The sequence below is a fragment of the Adlercreutzia wanghongyangiae genome (assembly GCF_035989245.1).
Classification (GTDB): Bacteria; Actinomycetota; Coriobacteriia; order Coriobacteriales; family Eggerthellaceae; genus Adlercreutzia; species Adlercreutzia wanghongyangiae.
Window position 1 is genome coordinate 103,066 of sequence record NZ_JAYMFF010000002.1, and the last position, 13,804, is coordinate 116,869.

The following is a 13,804-nucleotide window of genomic DNA, read 5'->3' on the forward strand; positions in this document are numbered from 1 at the left end:
GCGCTACCTCAAAGACAGGAAGCTCCTTTATGCGAAATCCTGATGCAGTCGAGTGCCGCCAGCTGCTGAGCGCCGAGCAGTAGCGCGCTCTACTCCCCCAGCGTCATCTGGAGGACGTAGACGCGTTGGCGCAGGGCATTCGCGATGGGCAGGGATATCTCGCCGTGCTCCTGCAGGTGGCGAATCTGGTCGAGCTCGATGGAGAGCGCGTCGGCGTCCACCTCGTCGGCATAGCGGGCGGCCTCGGCGAACTGCTTGCCGAACAGCGGCTCCATGCCCTCGGGCAGGCTCTCATGGGGGCCGATGGTGATGTCGGGGCGGTCGGCCTGCTTCACGTCCTGCCCGTAGTTGATGCGGTTCCACAGCGAGTTCAAGGCCATGCGATGCTCTTCCAGAAGCACCGTGGCGGCCTTCTTGCGGCCGTCGTCCCGCGCGGCGATATCCTGCAGGTAGTCGATGGCGGCGTGTTCCAACTGAATGGCGAACAGGCAGGTGTCGTAGTAGATGCGCTCGTCCTGATCGGTTTCCACCGTTCCCGGCCGCGTGCGCTGCCACAAGAGGGCCGCCCGGCCGCGCAGGCTGACGAAGCGCGAACCCACGTTCACGTCGGTGCCGTCGTAGCCGATGGAGCGGCGAATGCGGCGCAGCGTGGCGTAGTAGGGCGTGCTCACCCCCACGCTGAGGCCGGCCGCGTTCTGCAGCTCATCGGCGCGCTTCTGCTGCGCCTCGCGCACGGCCCGGGAAAGCTCCTCGAGCGATTTTCCGCAGCCGTCGCTTTGGGCCTCGCGCTCGTGGATGAGCCGAATGCGGTACTGGGCGATGGTCAGCCGCAGGGCCGGGTCGTACTGGGACGTGTCGTCGGCATCCAGCATGGCCTGCAGCTCGCGCAGCGTCCCCTCCAGCACGCGGATGGTGGCGCGACGCAGGTCGTCCTCGTTGGTGGCGCTTTCCGTTCGCGGCGCCAGGCGGGGCAAGAGCCCATCGGCCAGAAGCAGCGTGCACAGCACGACGCTCGCCGTGAGGAACACGATGAGGTCGCGGTCGGGAAAGGGCGTGGTGCCGTCGGCCATGGTGAGCGGCAGCGTGAAGATGATGGAGAGGGTGACCGCGCCCTTCGGACCGCCCACCGTGAGCGCCGCGGCATTGCGCAGCAGGCTGCCCACGCGCTCGCGCCAATGGGGTCGCGCGTGGCGCAGGTGCGGCGTCGGGGAGGGCTGGTTGGTGTCGACGGTCTCGATCTTCGACGATCGCTGGCGCAGCTTCCGCCCGCGCCGGCGGCGCAGCGCGATGCGGTGGACCGCCTCCATGGCGAGCGCCCACAGAAAGCGGCAGCCCATGATGAGCACCGTGACGAGCGCCACCACCCCCAAAAGGAACGGCAGCGAGAAGTTGTCGGCAATGGCGGGCGTGAAGGCCTGGGGAAGCTCCATGCCCAACAGCGTGAACACCACGGAGTTGACGAGGAACACGATAATGCGCCAGAACCCGTTGGATACCAGTTGGCGCTGGGCGGCCGAGGCGGACGTGAGCCGCTGCTGGCGCTCGGCCATAACGAGCCCCGCGGCCACCACAGCCAGAATGCCGGAGGTGCCGAGCCATTCCGCGAACAGGAACGCGAAGAAGGGCGAGAACACCTCGTAGAGCACATTGGTAGTGGTGCTCTCATAGCCGCCGCGCCGCAGCAGCCGCACCAAGAGGCGCCCCGCCAAGCCGAGCGCCGCGCCCACGGCGATGCCGCCGAAGAACAGCCGCAGGAACTCGCCTCCCGCATCAAGCGCCGAGAAGGTGCCCGTGAGCGCGGCGGCGCTGGCGAACTGGAAGGCCACCACGCCCGAAGCGTCGTTGATGAGCGACTCGCCTGAGAGCAGTGTGGACTGGCGCTTCTTCAGGCTCACCGACGAGGCGAGCGCGCCCACGGCCGCGGCATCGGTGGGAGCAAGCGCGGCGGCGCAGGCGAAAGCGGCGGCCAGCGGAATGGAGGGCACGAACCAGTTCAGCACGAAGCCCACCACGAGCACCGTGACCAGCACAAGCCCCACGGCCAGCGACAGGATGGCGCCCTTGTTCTCCCACAGCTGCCGCGGGTCGGTGGAGCGGGCCTCGTCGAACAGCAGCGGCGCGATGAACAGCACCAGAAACAACTCGGAGGAGATGTGCACCTCGCGGACGCCGGGCGCCACGAGCGCCACCGCGCAGCCCACGGCGATCTGCACGAGCGGCAACGACAGGCGCGGGACCAGCTGGCACAGCGTGGCCGACCCGATCACGCAGGCCAGCACCACCAACGCGAATTCCAATGTCGCCACGAGCACCTCCCTTCCGCATGCCGACCGTCGCAAGTCCCGCTTTCCATGACGTTTTCCATTATGAATGGAACGTGCGCGCCGCCAAGGGGCCCCGCTTCTCTGTTGCGGCCCTGTCACGCCCCCGTCACAGCGGTCTTTCGCTATAATTCCCCCAATGGAAAAGCCGACGCAGACCCCCGAGGAGGTCCCCATGGATGAGAACGTTCGCCCCGACGACATGGAGCGTATCACCACGCCCGAGCTCGCCCAGGCATTCATCGACGAGCAGGTAGCCGCCATTCGCGAGCAGGTGGGCGATAAGAAGGTGCTGCTGGCGCTGTCCGGCGGTGTGGACTCGTCGGTGGTGGCCGCGCTGCTGATCCGCGCCATCGGGAAAAACCTCGTGTGCGTGCACGTGAACCACGGGCTTATGCGCAAGGGCGAATCCGAGCAGGTCATCGACGTGTTCCAGAACCAGATGGACGCGAACCTGGTGTACGTTGACGCCACCGACCGCTTCCTGGACCTTTTGGCCGGCGTGGACGAGCCCGAGACCAAGCGCAAGATCATCGGCGGCGAGTTCATCCGCGTGTTCGAGGAAGAGGCCCGCAAGGTGGGCGACGAGGTAGACTTCCTCGGCCAGGGCACCATTTATCCCGACATTCTGGAGTCGAAGGACGGCGTGAAGGCGCACCACAACGTCGGCGGCCTGCCGGAGGATTTGCAGTTCGGCCTGGTGGAGCCTGTGAAGCTGCTGTACAAGGACGAGGTGCGCGTCGTCGGCCGCGAGCTGGGTCTGCCCGAGTCCATGGTGGAGCGCCAGCCCTTCCCCGGCCCGGGCTTGGGCGTGCGGTGCCTGGGCGCCATCACCCGCGACCGTCTGGAGGCGCTGCGTGAGGCCGACGCCATCGTGCGCGAGGAGATGGAAGCGGCGAACGTGGGCGCCTGGCAGTACTTCGCCGTGGTGCCCGACATGCGCGCCACCGGCGTGCGCGACGGCGAGCGCGCCTACGAGTGGCCGGCCATCATCCGCGCCATCAACACCGTGGACGTCATGACCGCCGAGGTGCCCGAGCTGGATTGGGCCCTGCTCAAGCGCATGACCGACCGCATCACCCACGAGGTGCCCGGCATCTGCCGCGTCTGCTACGACCTCACCCCGAAACCTGTTGGGACGGTGGAGTGGGAGTAAATTGCAAGGTCAGAGGCCACTTTTTACCTAGTCAAATGTTTTGTAATTTTGTGTAATTTACACCCATTCCGTTAGGGAAAGGCTGTAAGCCACTGGGAAAAGCTCTCAAACGGAAATCGCAGAATTTGGACCCGCCGAAGCCTCGGCGGGTCTTTTTTCTTCCCAGATGGGAGCACACTTTTCGCTTCTGCGTCATCAAGAGAAATAGACAGTATTGGACAACATTGGGAAGCTTTCCAAAAGAATGGCGTCGGTTAACCACTCGCCACAGTTGCACAGGTGTATTTTTCGCTCGAAACGGCGAAAATAGTACCATTTTGAACTCACCCCCATTTTGGACGGCCTTTATTGATGTTTTCCCAGTTCAGGATGGGGTGTAAAAATTCTGTCGGTACTGACGAAATCACCGATTTCGCGGCGGATTTCGATCAACTTGCGCTCTGGCCAAGGCTCGGAAAACAGTACCAGGCGATCAAATGTCTCACGAAAAAGTCCATCCATAATTCCGAAACAAGGCCCTCTTGGAGATGGCGGGCGGTACTATTCGACGCCTTGCCGCTCGTGCAAGCGCTTCGGGCCATAAACGAAGGAGGACACCAAGCGGCGTCCTCCTAAGCGCATCGATATAGAGTTGGGAACTACATTCTGAACGATGACTTCCAGGACTTGTAGTCGTCCTCGCTCATCGCACCGCTTTCGAGCTCCTCTTTTGCGTTGTGCCAAGCCTGTATAGCTTGGACCATCTTCTGTGCGCCGTCGGCCTTCGGATCGATGGAGACGTCATCCGCGAAGTCGATCAGGAGTTCCTGGAAAAGGCTAGAAACAGGCTTGCGCCATGTTTCTGTACCTCTTGTCATCGACCTCGACGACGCTGCGCTTGCCGCCCTTGAACTCGATCCCAACGATATGGATTCCGTTTCGCTTCGCGGTCGCAGCTGCGACCAAGCCGATTGGTCCAAAGATGAGCTCGCCGACAAGGCCGCGCATGGCGGCGCTTGCCACGCTGATCTGGCTGTCATCGTCCAGGGGAGTGAGGGCACTCACGGTTTCCTTGTTCAGGTAGAGGAGCTTCGTCATGGTGAGCGATATGAACGCCTCGCCGAAGCTGACTCCGACAAGCTTGCCCTCGTAGTCACCGGCGATCACCTTGTTAGACGCTTTGGACATTAGGCAGCCTTTCGCATCATACGATTGACCCACTTTTGGAGTTTGTCGAAGTTGAATGATGGGTGCTCTTCATCGAAGTACCACTCCTTACAAAGATGGTACCTTCCGCAAATGGGATTGGCGTAATATCGCGGATAGCTATTGCTGTCCATGCGCCTAATGGAGCTTTCAACGAACAGCGGTCGACTGAATCCGAAGTTGGTTAGGCGGTAGCCCCTGTTCTCTTCGGCCTCAAGCCTTTCGATTTCTACAGAGGAGATAAGCTGGTTCTCAAAGAGGAAGGTAAATACCCTTTCAATGTAATCGCGGTTCTTCTCGCCTGGCAAAAGATCTGTGGTCATCTTGTTCATCTTGTTCATCTTGTTCATCTTTTCCTCCTAATCCCCGTTCGGGCTTTCTCGATTGCCTTCGCCGCTATTTTGCCGGTACTTGGCTGCGCGATTGGGCTTTTCCTTCTTACGCGTTGGCTTTCCGTACTTTTCGATATATTCGACACGGTTCATAACCGATGATTCTGAGATTAGGAGCTTGTTTCCGTATTTGTACCCATCCAACTGCCTGTCCTGGACCATCTTCTTGACCCTCGTTTGCGTTACGCCCAATCTCTCGGCAGCCTCTTTCACGCTCAGCAATCCTCCCAGATTCATCCTCTTCTGTATGAACGGGCTATCGATATCCGGGATATCGTGGTAGTAGTTGTAGAGCTCGCCTTTGAGGTCGAAGCTCTCTTCCCAAAGGTCGTTCTCTATGCAGAGCAGGATGCTTTCTTTGATGAAATCCGTCCTCTTTGATTCATCGAGTTCAAGGAGCTCAGGAGATAGAGGGTACTCGTATACGCACATGCCGAGAGGCTTGATGTACCCGAAGGCGTAGTCTTTCAGATAGAGGGCGAATATATCTCCCATGTCCTGAATAAGAAGCCTTAAATCGCTGTAGTCCCTCATGTAATCGATCTCTCGGGCTTGCGGCTCGTCATCAATGCTGTACTGCCCTTCTGCGATAGCGAGTCGCGCAAGCTCGGTGAACTCGACCTCGTAGAAGTCCAGTTTCCTAAAGGATGAACGATCCAGGAGGTTTCCCTCTTCTTGTTGGTTAAGAAAGTTGATCTTGTCGATCGCATTCACATCTTGTTTGACCGCTTCACGGATCTGCTCTGTGTTCGCCGGGTTTTCCTCGAAGTCGCTCCACCAGAGGTACTCGTCGATTATGTCCTGCAAGCTCTTGTCACTAAGCTTCATGCCATTCCCTTCTATTGCTGAGCAATAGTATCATTGTCTATATTCTTTCACAGCGAAATGCTGTTGTCAAGTATTTCTATTGCTAAGCAACATATTCTTTCGAACCAATAGGCTGATTCCGCCTCCATTGCAACACGAGCTTCCGCCTCGGCATTCCTACACTCAGCAGTTCGCTCGGGGGCGAAGACGGGACGGCACCGCGGCGGCGAGCTCCTGACTCATCGCGACGGCGCTGGCGGAGCCCTACGCGGAGAAGCTTGTGTCCTCCTTGCGCCGCAGACAAAATCCGCACACGGCCTCGGATAACAACGAGGCGGTGGCAAAAGGCGACAGCAGCGTCTACTTCATCGACGCCGACACCTGCCGCATCGCCCCTCACGAGTAGAAGCGTCCAGCTCCGCAACGACCAGGGGCGCGGTCAAGCCGCGCTCCCTACAGAAAGGACAGGCCCATAAACGGAAACGACATCTTCGCGACGCGCAGGGAGATGTAGTCGATCTCCAAGCTTACGCGCAGGAAGCTGCTCAGCGCCATCTACTGGCTCAACCAGGGGCTCGCGGGCCGCGTGATATTCGGCGGAGCTGCGGCTTGCGATTACGTCGAGCGCGAGCTGAAGAGGACTTCCACCAATTCGAAGCCGATGCTCATGCAGAGGTTCAACGAGATGGTGGACGAGCTGATCGGGACCGACCCGTATTCCCGCGTGCTTCGGATCTACAGGAAGAAGTAGCGGCAATCGACGAGCAGGCTTCGGATCGCTGTCGATCCGGGTCTGCTCGCCATGGCGGCATGATACAAACATTTGCACTGAGATTATGATAGTATGTCAGTGTGATTGTTTATGACAAATAGAAGCGAACAGAGAATCGAGCGCCTGCTCGACGAGAACAACGGCGTCCTCATCGCCTCGGAGGCGATAGGCTCGGGGATCCCGAGGAACGCGGTCTACGGCTTTGCGAGGTCACGCGGGCTGGAAAAGGCGTCCCCGGGCATCTTCGTGGACTCCGACGTGTTCCCCGACGAGCTCTACCTGCTCCAGGCGCGCTACCCCAAGGTCGTGTTCTCGCACGAGACGGCGCTCTACCTCCACGACATGGCCGAGCGCGAGCCCGTCCCCATCGCCCTCACGGTGGAGTCGGGCTACCACTCGGCATCCCTCAAGAACCAGGGCGTGAGGATCTTCTACGTGAAGCCGGAGTGGCACGGCCTCGGAGTCTCCGAGGCGGAGTCGCCTGGCGGCCATGTCGTGAGGGCCTACGACAGGGAGCGCACGGTCTGCGACGTCGTGCGCAGGAAGGCGGCCATGGACCCCGCCGCCTACGGTTACGCGCTTCGAAGGTATGCGGCGAGCAGGGAGAAGGACCTCGCCAGGCTCGGACGCTACGCCAAGGAGATGGGGGTCAAGAGGCATGTGCAGCAGGCGATGGAGGTGCTTCTGTGATCAAGGGCGCGCGCAGGGTGAAGGACCTTATCCGCAATAAGGCGAAGGGAGATAGCAGCAGATCCCAGGCGCTCTTGCGCCACTACGCCATGGAGCGGTTCCTGGAGAGGCTCGCGAACTCCCCCTATCGGGACAACTTCGTGCTCAAGGGCGGCATGCTGATGTCCTCGCTCGTGGGCGTGGACCAGCGCAGCACGATGGACATCGACGCGACCGTCAGGGGATTGGCGCTCGATACCGGCAACGCCCTCAAGGTCGTGGAGGAGATCGCCTCCGTCGAGCTCGACGACGGCATGGAGTTTCAGGTCGGCGGCGCGGGAGAGATCATGGAGGACTCCGAGTACGGCGGCGTGAGGATTGCGCTCGCGGCCCGCATGGAGAAGACCCGCATCCCCATGAAGATCGACATATCGACGGGGGACGCGATCACCCCGGCCGAGGTCATGCACAGGTACCGCCTCATGTTCGAGGACCGCGACATCGGCATATGGGCGTACCCGGTGGAGACCGTGCTCGCGGAAAAGATCGAGACCGCTCTCGCGCGAGGGATCCTCAACACGAGGATGAGGGACTTCTACGACGTCTGCATGCTCCGCGAGCTGGACGAGGGCCTTGAACCGTCCGGCCTGAGGGCGGCGCTTGAGGCCACCATCGAGAAGAGGGGCAGCGGCGTCAGTGCGTCCGGCTACGCTCAGACGTTGGCCGAGATAGAGGGCAGCGCGACCATGGCGGAGAGATGGCGGTCCTACGGCCTGTCGAACCCCTATGCCTCCTCGATCGCGTGGCCGGACGCCGTCGGGTCGATTCGCCTCCTGTGCGACGCGTGCTGGCAGGGCGCGCGAGAGTCCGATTAGCCGGTCGCGGATCCGGGGGTCTATATGGCAAATTTCGGTCGGAAACGGCGAGCACAACCGCCATGCGCCCAGGAAGAACCGCACCCGGATTACTCCGAAGAAGAGCCCGTTTAAGATTTAGGACGGTACCAAGATGGTGATTCTCATAGGCGGAGCGAGCCATACGGGCAAGACCCTCCTGGCGCAGAGGCTCATGGAGCGATACCGCTACCCCGTGCTCTCGATCGACCTACTGAAGATGGGGCTCATCCGCAGCGGCCAGACCGCGCTTACTCCCGAGGACGACGACCTGCTCATCCCGTACCTGTGGGGAATCGTCCGAGAGATCATAAAGACGGCCGTCGAGAACAGGCAGAACCTCATCGTCGAGGGATGCTACATTCCCTTCGATTGGGAAGACGACTTCGATTCCAGCTATCTCGAACAGATAGAGTACGTCTGCCTCATCATGTCGAGGCGGTATCTGGAGGATCATGGCGACGATGTCATATGCTACGAGAACGTAATCGAGCGGCGGCTCATCGACGAGGTGGACATCTCCGGGCTCATCGAGGAGAACGGACAGAACCTTGCGTCGTGCCAGCAGCATGGGCTGCGATATCATCTTATTGATGGCGACTACGATGTTGGAGAACCCGAGGTCGCACCCCTGTCCGGCAGCGACCTCGATGCGGCAGCCAAGCTGTTCCGCAACACGGTCCATGCGGTCAACTCCCGCGACTACGCCCCTGAGCAGCTCGATGCCTGGGTACCCCGCGACAAACGGCGCTTGACGCAAATTGCCGAAAAGCTTTCGGGGCAGCAGACGGTCGGTCTCAAGGAGTGCGGCATCCTCGTCGGCTTCGGCAGCCTGGACGATAAGGGCGATATCGACATGCTCTTCGTGCACAAGGATCGTCAAAAACAGGGCATCGCGAAGGTCATCCTCCGCGAGCTTGAGCGCTTGGCTCTGGAGCGCGGCAAGCAGGTCGTCTCTACCTTCGCCTCGGTGACCGCGCGGCCCTTCTTCGAGCGCATGGGCTATGCGGTGGAGCGCGAGAACGTCGTCAACAGAGACGGCGTGTCGCTCGTCAACTACCTGATGAGCAAGCAGCTTCCATAAGGTAGAGGCTCGAACTCATCGTGAACTCACTTTGAACTCATGGTTTCACGTTTGCGCAGGTAGAGGATTTACACCCATGCCTGATTTTATTCCTACGTTATTCCTGGGTGTAAAAATGCGTCCTGCTTAATTGATAGCTGAACTCAACTATATTGTGTGCAGAGAGTTTCGGCTGGCCAGGCAGTGAGTTTTTTAGTTTTCCGATTTACTCCTTTATGCTAAGACCAGAGATCGCAAAACGAGTGAGTTCAAAACGGTACTGGGAATGTTCGTCGCTGGTCGGACGTCCTATAACGAGGTGATACGACATGACCCTGTTCGGACAACTAACCGCCCCCGCCACCATCGAGTGGGAGTAGGATCCTCGCTATCTCGCGGTTAAGTTGTCGAAGCCCGAAGCGCTCCCCGGCATCCGCCCAGGAGCGCTTCTTGCATCTTGGCCTTCTCGCTATCTGGCATCTTTCGCCATTCGCCAGCGCGACTGTCACAACCCCGAATATACGATGCCAGCATTCGCCTCTTGCACTTGCACCAGCCCAGGAATTCAACAAGACTACGCGAAGCTAATGTTTCCCTAATCATACACACTAACTTGATTAATGTGTATGATTACGTTAACATCTCGCCCATGGGTAATACTCTGTTTACATATGAAGAAGCGCTGGAGCAAACCGGCTCGAAGCACCTGCTGTCAAAAGCGGTGGCAGACGGATCCATCCACAAGTTGGATCGAGGCTTGTATTCCTCAGTCGCCCATCCCGACCCTCTCGCTGTTGCGCATATCCAATACCCCGAGGGCGTCATCACAATGGATAGCGCGCTGTATGAGTACGGACTGACCGACATCATGCCGGATGAGGTTCATATCGCAACGGCCAGAGAGGCAACCAGAATTGTGAAACCTGGCTATCGACAATACTTCATCGAAGGCAATCTCCTCAATCCGGGCACAACCGAGGTAGAGAAGCCGGACGGGACCGTTCGCCTTTATGACAAGGAGCGCCTTCTTGTCGAGGTCATGCGCCGGCAAGCGTCGATTCCTCTCGATTACTACAAGGAGGTTATTGGCTCGTACAGGCGCATAGCCGAAGAATTGGACATCAGGCTCATCGAGGACTACATTGCCCTCTTCAAGAGGAATGAGTTCATGTTCGATATATTGCAGAGAGAGGTGCTCTAGATGGCTAGTCTTGCGAGGATAAGAGACGCCTACATCGATGAGGGACTGTCGTACGCCCAAGCTGAAGCGCGCACCGCGCAAGATGCCATGCTCGGGGATAGCGACGAGCAGGTTGTCGCAGAGAAGCTACGGTCGCTCTTGAGAATTGGAGCCGCTTCCACTAGATATAAGGACGTGTTCGACATCTATTATCTGTTCATCGTCAAAGGGGTGCGCAAGGAGGCCCTGAGCCGAGCGCTCCATGCCCTTGTGATAGACGATGCCGCCATGCGCGAGGCTAACTACGGGCAGATTGCAGCCAGGCTCAAGAGCGTCTTTGGGAACCGTAGGTTCAGCAACCAATTAATGCGAGCGAAGAACGATTGGCTTGGGGTGCCCCACGAAAAAGCGACATCTGCCATTGTGCGGTATTTCGAGCAGGAGGCTAAGAATCTGAAGGGCTGACCCCTTGGAAGTCTCGCGTCAAAACCTTTCCAAATATGGGAAGGTTTTGCCATGGGCAAATATGTCATCTACTATCGTAATAAAGTCGAGGCAGAATCTATGACGACCGTTTTCTTGAGAAACAGAGGACGCAATGGAATTCGGGCTCTCCTAGGTGGGCGTTATCTTCCTCTTGATGCTCTTCGTAGCGAATATCATCTGGTCCAGGAACAGGCCCTCCAGTATTTCTGCGAACTCTTCTACGAGCGGGCTCGTTCTGCTTTTCAGCCAGAACGCATAGTAGCTTTGGGACGCCTGCTTGCCCATTGCGTCTACCAGCGGGATGCGCTTCACGATGGCGCCCGAAGCCCCCTCGCTCTGGCGCATCTCGATCGGCATGAACCCGTGATTCCCCGCCACCAGCATGCGGCCCTCCTCGCGCGAGCCAACGAAGCGGAATTCGCAATCGAAATTGAGGTGGTCGCGATAGTAGGTGCGCTCCACCTCCGCCATCTCAGGGGCGGCGATCAGTATGGCGCATCTGCCCTTGAGATCCCTTACCGAGACGGCATCGCGCCCGGACAAGGGGTCGATCTCAGATATTTCCACATATCCGAAGCCCGTCATGAGGTGCAGGTTCACGAAATCGCCCGAGAGCTCGCGGCGCCGGTCGTTGAACACGAGATCCGCCTCGCCGCTTACCACCATGCGATAGAGCTCGTCGTGACTGCCGCCCACAGCGTTGATCTCGATACCGGGATGGCGCGCAGCGAATGCGGCCACGGCCGCCTGCACCTCCCAGCCGTCGTAGCGGTTGAGGTACCCCACGGTAAGGCTCGTGGCATAGCCGCCGGCAACGCCCTCCACCTCGAAGCGCAGATCGTCGAGCTGCGAGAGGATGTCAGAGCCCTTCCGATACAGGACCTGCCCGGCGGGGGTAATCGCAAAGCCGCGCCCCTTGCGCTCGAGCAATCGAACACCAAGCTCCGATTCCAACGATTTCACTTGCTGGGAGATGGCCGACTGCGAAACGAAATGATCTTCCGCCGCGCGCGTGAAGCTGCCGCGCTCGCAGACCGCGCAGAAGTATTCGAGCTGTCGCAACAACATGGAGCCCCCTTCAGCAATACATAAGCGTTGCTAATGCAATAGAGAAGATATTGGAATTGTTCATTAGCAATTCGCTTTCTATTATAGGAGTATCCACCGGAAACATCACAGTTCAATGAAAGGAAGCGCCATGGAAAACGCCAACACGTGGCTCATCACCGGCGTCAGCTCCGGCTTCGGAAACGAGATGACCCGCCAGCTGCTGGAGGCGGGCAAGACGGTCATCGGCACCGTGCGCTCCACCGACAAGGTGGCCGGGCTCATCGAGCGCTACCCCGACACCTTCGACTGCGTCATCCTGGACGTGACCGACGTGGCCGCCGTGCATTCGGTCATCAACGAGGCATTCGGCCGCCACGGCGCCATCGACGTCGTCGTGAGCAACGCGGGCTACGGTCTGTTCGGAGCGGCCGAGGAGCTCTCCGACGCCGACATCGACAAGATCATCGCCACCGACCTCACCGGGTCCATCCAGGTCACCCGCACGGCACTGCCGCACCTGCGCGAGCAGGGCCGCGGCCGCATCATCCAGGTGTCCAGCTACGGCGGACAGGTGGCCTTCGCCGCGAACAGCCTGTACCACGCCTGCAAGTTCGGCATCGAGGGCTTCTGCGAGTCGGTGGCCCAGGAGGTGGCGAAATTCGGCATCGGCGTCACCATCGTAGAGCCGGGCGGCGCGCGCACCGAGTTCCGCTACGGCAGTGCGCATGTGGCCGACCTCATGCCCGAGTATGACCACGTGCACGGCTTCCTGAACATGCTCGACCCCTCCAAGGGGCTGGCCGCCGGCGACCCGGCGAAGATGGCGGCCCGCATGATTGAGTCCGTGGACACAGAGCCGGCGCCGCTGCGCCAGGTCTACGGCAGCCAGGCGCTGCGCGACACCATCGCACGCCTCGAGGAGCGCGTGGCCGACTACCGGACGCAAACCGAGCTCGCCGCCTCCACCGACATCCCGGAGGGCGAATAGCCATGGCGTACCAGGCTCGCATAACGGAAGCCGCCCGCTCCTTCCACGAGAAGATGTTCCCGGGCTACGAGAGCGACTTTTTGCGCACCGACCCCGAGTTCATCGAGCGCTTCGACAACTTCGCCTTCGACGAGGTGGTCAGGCAGGTGGAACTGGACGATACGACCCGCTATCTAGGATGGCTGGCCACGCTTCTGGGCTGCCAGGGCATCGACGAATACCGCGCCATCTTGCCGGCGGCCCTTCGCAACGGCATCACGCCCGTTCAGGCCAAGGAGGTGGTCTACCAAGCCGTGGCTTATCTGGGTATCGGGCGCGTGTTCCCGTTCCTGAGGGCGACCAACGAGATCCTGGAGGCCGAAGGCGTGCCGCTTCCCCTACCCGAGCAGGCGACCACCGAGCCCGAGCGCGCAAACCGCATGGCCGCGGGCGAGCAGGCGCAGGTCGATATCTTCGGCGAGAGCATGCGCGGCTACAGGGACAAAGGGAATCCCGACTACCCCTGGATCAACGAGTGGCTCGTGGACAACTGCTTCGGGGACTGGTACACCCGCGGCGGCCTTGACCTCAAGCAGCGCGAGCTGATCACCTTCTGCTGCATCGCCGCCCAGGGCGGCTGCGACGAGCAGGCGAGGGCCCATGCGGCGGCCAACATCTCGGTCGGCAATTCGAAGGAGCTGCTCATCCGCGTCATCTCCAGCAACCTGCCCTTCATCGGCTACCCGCGAACGCTCAACGCGCTTTCGGCCATTCCGCTGTAGATCACCGACTCTCGCGCCGATGGCGCGCCCGCGCACGAGCAGAATCATCGCGGCGGCAACGAGCGAACGGCTCGGCTTGTT

General features: G+C 60.1%; 15 protein-coding genes. 10 read left to right on the top strand and 5 right to left on the bottom strand.

The window, feature by feature from the left end; translation table 11 throughout:
* Positions 1-89: 89 nt before the first annotated feature.
* Entirely contained in the window at positions 90-2,306 is a 2,217-nt protein-coding gene (locus VIN30_RS00720; RefSeq protein WP_338208459.1) for a cation:proton antiporter, read from the bottom strand.
* A 190-nt stretch (positions 2,307-2,496) separates the two neighbouring features.
* Between VIN30_RS00720 and guaA the strand changes: the two genes are divergently transcribed.
* A complete protein-coding gene (gene guaA, locus VIN30_RS00725; protein ID WP_338208461.1) occupies positions 2,497-3,477 on the top strand; it encodes a glutamine-hydrolyzing GMP synthase in 981 nt (326 codons plus the stop codon).
* Between the two features lie 816 nt (positions 3,478-4,293).
* On the opposite strand, the gene VIN30_RS00730 is transcribed toward guaA, so the two are convergent.
* From VIN30_RS00730 to VIN30_RS00740, 3 genes are read right to left on the bottom strand one after another with little or no spacing between them, the layout of a single operon-like run.
* Positions 4,294-4,644, bottom strand: coding sequence for a hypothetical protein (locus VIN30_RS00730; RefSeq protein WP_338208462.1), 351 nt, complete (start codon positions 4,642-4,644; stop codon positions 4,294-4,296).
* A complete protein-coding gene (locus tag VIN30_RS00735) occupies positions 4,644-5,012 on the bottom strand; it encodes a hypothetical protein (protein ID WP_338208463.1) in 369 nt (122 codons plus the stop codon). Before VIN30_RS00735 ends, VIN30_RS00730 begins: the two co-directional genes overlap by 1 nt.
* A 9-nt stretch (positions 5,013-5,021) precedes the next feature.
* The gene (locus VIN30_RS00740; RefSeq protein ID WP_338208465.1) at positions 5,022-5,882 is read right to left on the bottom strand and encodes a helix-turn-helix domain-containing protein; all 861 of its coding nucleotides are present in this window, start codon (positions 5,880-5,882) and stop codon (positions 5,022-5,024) included.
* A gap of 259 nt (positions 5,883-6,141) precedes the next feature.
* Here VIN30_RS00740 and VIN30_RS00745 point away from each other — a divergent pair, with 259 nt between their 5' ends.
* The 7 genes from VIN30_RS00745 to VIN30_RS00775 all read left to right on the top strand — a co-directional run bounded on the left by VIN30_RS00745 (position 6,142) and on the right by VIN30_RS00775 (position 10,903).
* Positions 6,142-6,267 carry a hypothetical protein gene (locus VIN30_RS00745; RefSeq protein ID WP_338208467.1) on the top strand — a complete coding sequence of 42 codons (126 nt, stop codon included), beginning with the start codon at positions 6,142-6,144 and terminating at the stop codon, positions 6,265-6,267.
* A 180-nt stretch (positions 6,268-6,447) separates the two neighbouring features.
* A complete protein-coding gene (locus tag VIN30_RS00750; protein WP_338208469.1) occupies positions 6,448-6,612 on the top strand; it encodes a hypothetical protein in 165 nt (54 codons plus the stop codon).
* A gap of 111 nt (positions 6,613-6,723) precedes the next feature.
* A complete protein-coding gene (locus VIN30_RS00755) occupies positions 6,724-7,323 on the top strand; it encodes a type IV toxin-antitoxin system AbiEi family antitoxin domain-containing protein (protein WP_338208471.1) in 600 nt (199 codons plus the stop codon).
* Positions 7,320-8,177, top strand: a complete 858-nt coding sequence (locus VIN30_RS00760; protein ID WP_338208473.1) for a nucleotidyl transferase AbiEii/AbiGii toxin family protein — start codon at positions 7,320-7,322, stop codon at positions 8,175-8,177. The genes VIN30_RS00755 and VIN30_RS00760 overlap by 4 nt, the downstream gene beginning before the upstream one ends.
* 133 nt (positions 8,178-8,310) lie before the next feature.
* Positions 8,311-9,279: a GNAT family N-acetyltransferase gene (locus tag VIN30_RS00765; RefSeq protein WP_338208475.1), complete on the top strand. Its 969-nt coding sequence runs from the start codon at positions 8,311-8,313 to the stop codon at positions 9,277-9,279.
* A 628-nt stretch (positions 9,280-9,907) separates the two neighbouring features.
* Entirely contained in the window at positions 9,908-10,459 is a 552-nt protein-coding gene (locus VIN30_RS00770) for a type IV toxin-antitoxin system AbiEi family antitoxin domain-containing protein (protein ID WP_338208477.1), read from the top strand.
* Positions 10,460-10,903 (top strand): nucleotidyl transferase AbiEii/AbiGii toxin family protein, encoded by a 444-nt coding sequence (locus VIN30_RS00775; protein WP_338208479.1) that lies wholly within the window; start codon positions 10,460-10,462, stop codon positions 10,901-10,903. It begins immediately after the preceding gene.
* Positions 10,904-11,053: 150 nt separating this feature from the next.
* Here the strand turns inward: VIN30_RS00775 and VIN30_RS00780 are convergent, their stop codons facing one another.
* Positions 11,054-11,992 (bottom strand): LysR family transcriptional regulator, encoded by a 939-nt coding sequence (locus VIN30_RS00780; protein WP_338208481.1) that lies wholly within the window; start codon positions 11,990-11,992, stop codon positions 11,054-11,056.
* Positions 11,993-12,122: 130 nt separating this feature from the next.
* On the opposite strand from VIN30_RS00780, the gene VIN30_RS00785 reads away from it, so the two are divergent.
* Together VIN30_RS00785 and VIN30_RS00790 are read left to right on the top strand one after the other, a co-directional pair.
* The gene (locus tag VIN30_RS00785) at positions 12,123-12,962 is read left to right on the top strand and encodes an SDR family oxidoreductase (RefSeq protein WP_338208483.1); all 840 of its coding nucleotides are present in this window, start codon (positions 12,123-12,125) and stop codon (positions 12,960-12,962) included.
* Between the two features lie 2 nt (positions 12,963-12,964).
* Positions 12,965-13,723, top strand: a complete 759-nt coding sequence (locus tag VIN30_RS00790; protein ID WP_338208485.1) for a carboxymuconolactone decarboxylase family protein — start codon at positions 12,965-12,967, stop codon at positions 13,721-13,723.
* Positions 13,724-13,804: the final 81 nt, after the last annotated feature.

What these genes read in the sequence shown, in the direction of transcription:
- VIN30_RS00730 (WP_338208462.1), bottom strand. Translation starts at nt 4,644, where the DNA reads ATGTCCAAAGCGTCTAACAAGGTGATCGCCGGTGACTACGAGGGCAAG.
- VIN30_RS00735 (WP_338208463.1), bottom strand. Translation starts at nt 5,012, where the DNA reads ATGAACAAGATGAACAAGATGAACAAGATGACCACAGATCTTTTGCCA.
- guaA (WP_338208461.1), top strand. Translation starts at nt 2,497, where the DNA reads ATGGATGAGAACGTTCGCCCCGACGACATGGAGCGTATCACCACGCCC.
- VIN30_RS00780 (WP_338208481.1), bottom strand. Translation starts at nt 11,992, where the DNA reads ATGTTGTTGCGACAGCTCGAATACTTCTGCGCGGTCTGCGAGCGCGGC.
- VIN30_RS00755 (WP_338208471.1), top strand. Translation starts at nt 6,724, where the DNA reads ATGACAAATAGAAGCGAACAGAGAATCGAGCGCCTGCTCGACGAGAAC.
- VIN30_RS00770 (WP_338208477.1), top strand. Translation starts at nt 9,908, where the DNA reads ATGGGTAATACTCTGTTTACATATGAAGAAGCGCTGGAGCAAACCGGC.
- VIN30_RS00765 (WP_338208475.1), top strand. Translation starts at nt 8,311, where the DNA reads ATGGTGATTCTCATAGGCGGAGCGAGCCATACGGGCAAGACCCTCCTG.
- VIN30_RS00775 (WP_338208479.1), top strand. Translation starts at nt 10,460, where the DNA reads ATGGCTAGTCTTGCGAGGATAAGAGACGCCTACATCGATGAGGGACTG.
- VIN30_RS00740 (WP_338208465.1), bottom strand. Translation starts at nt 5,882, where the DNA reads ATGAAGCTTAGTGACAAGAGCTTGCAGGACATAATCGACGAGTACCTC.
- VIN30_RS00785 (WP_338208483.1), top strand. Translation starts at nt 12,123, where the DNA reads ATGGAAAACGCCAACACGTGGCTCATCACCGGCGTCAGCTCCGGCTTC.
- VIN30_RS00790 (WP_338208485.1), top strand. Translation starts at nt 12,965, where the DNA reads ATGGCGTACCAGGCTCGCATAACGGAAGCCGCCCGCTCCTTCCACGAG.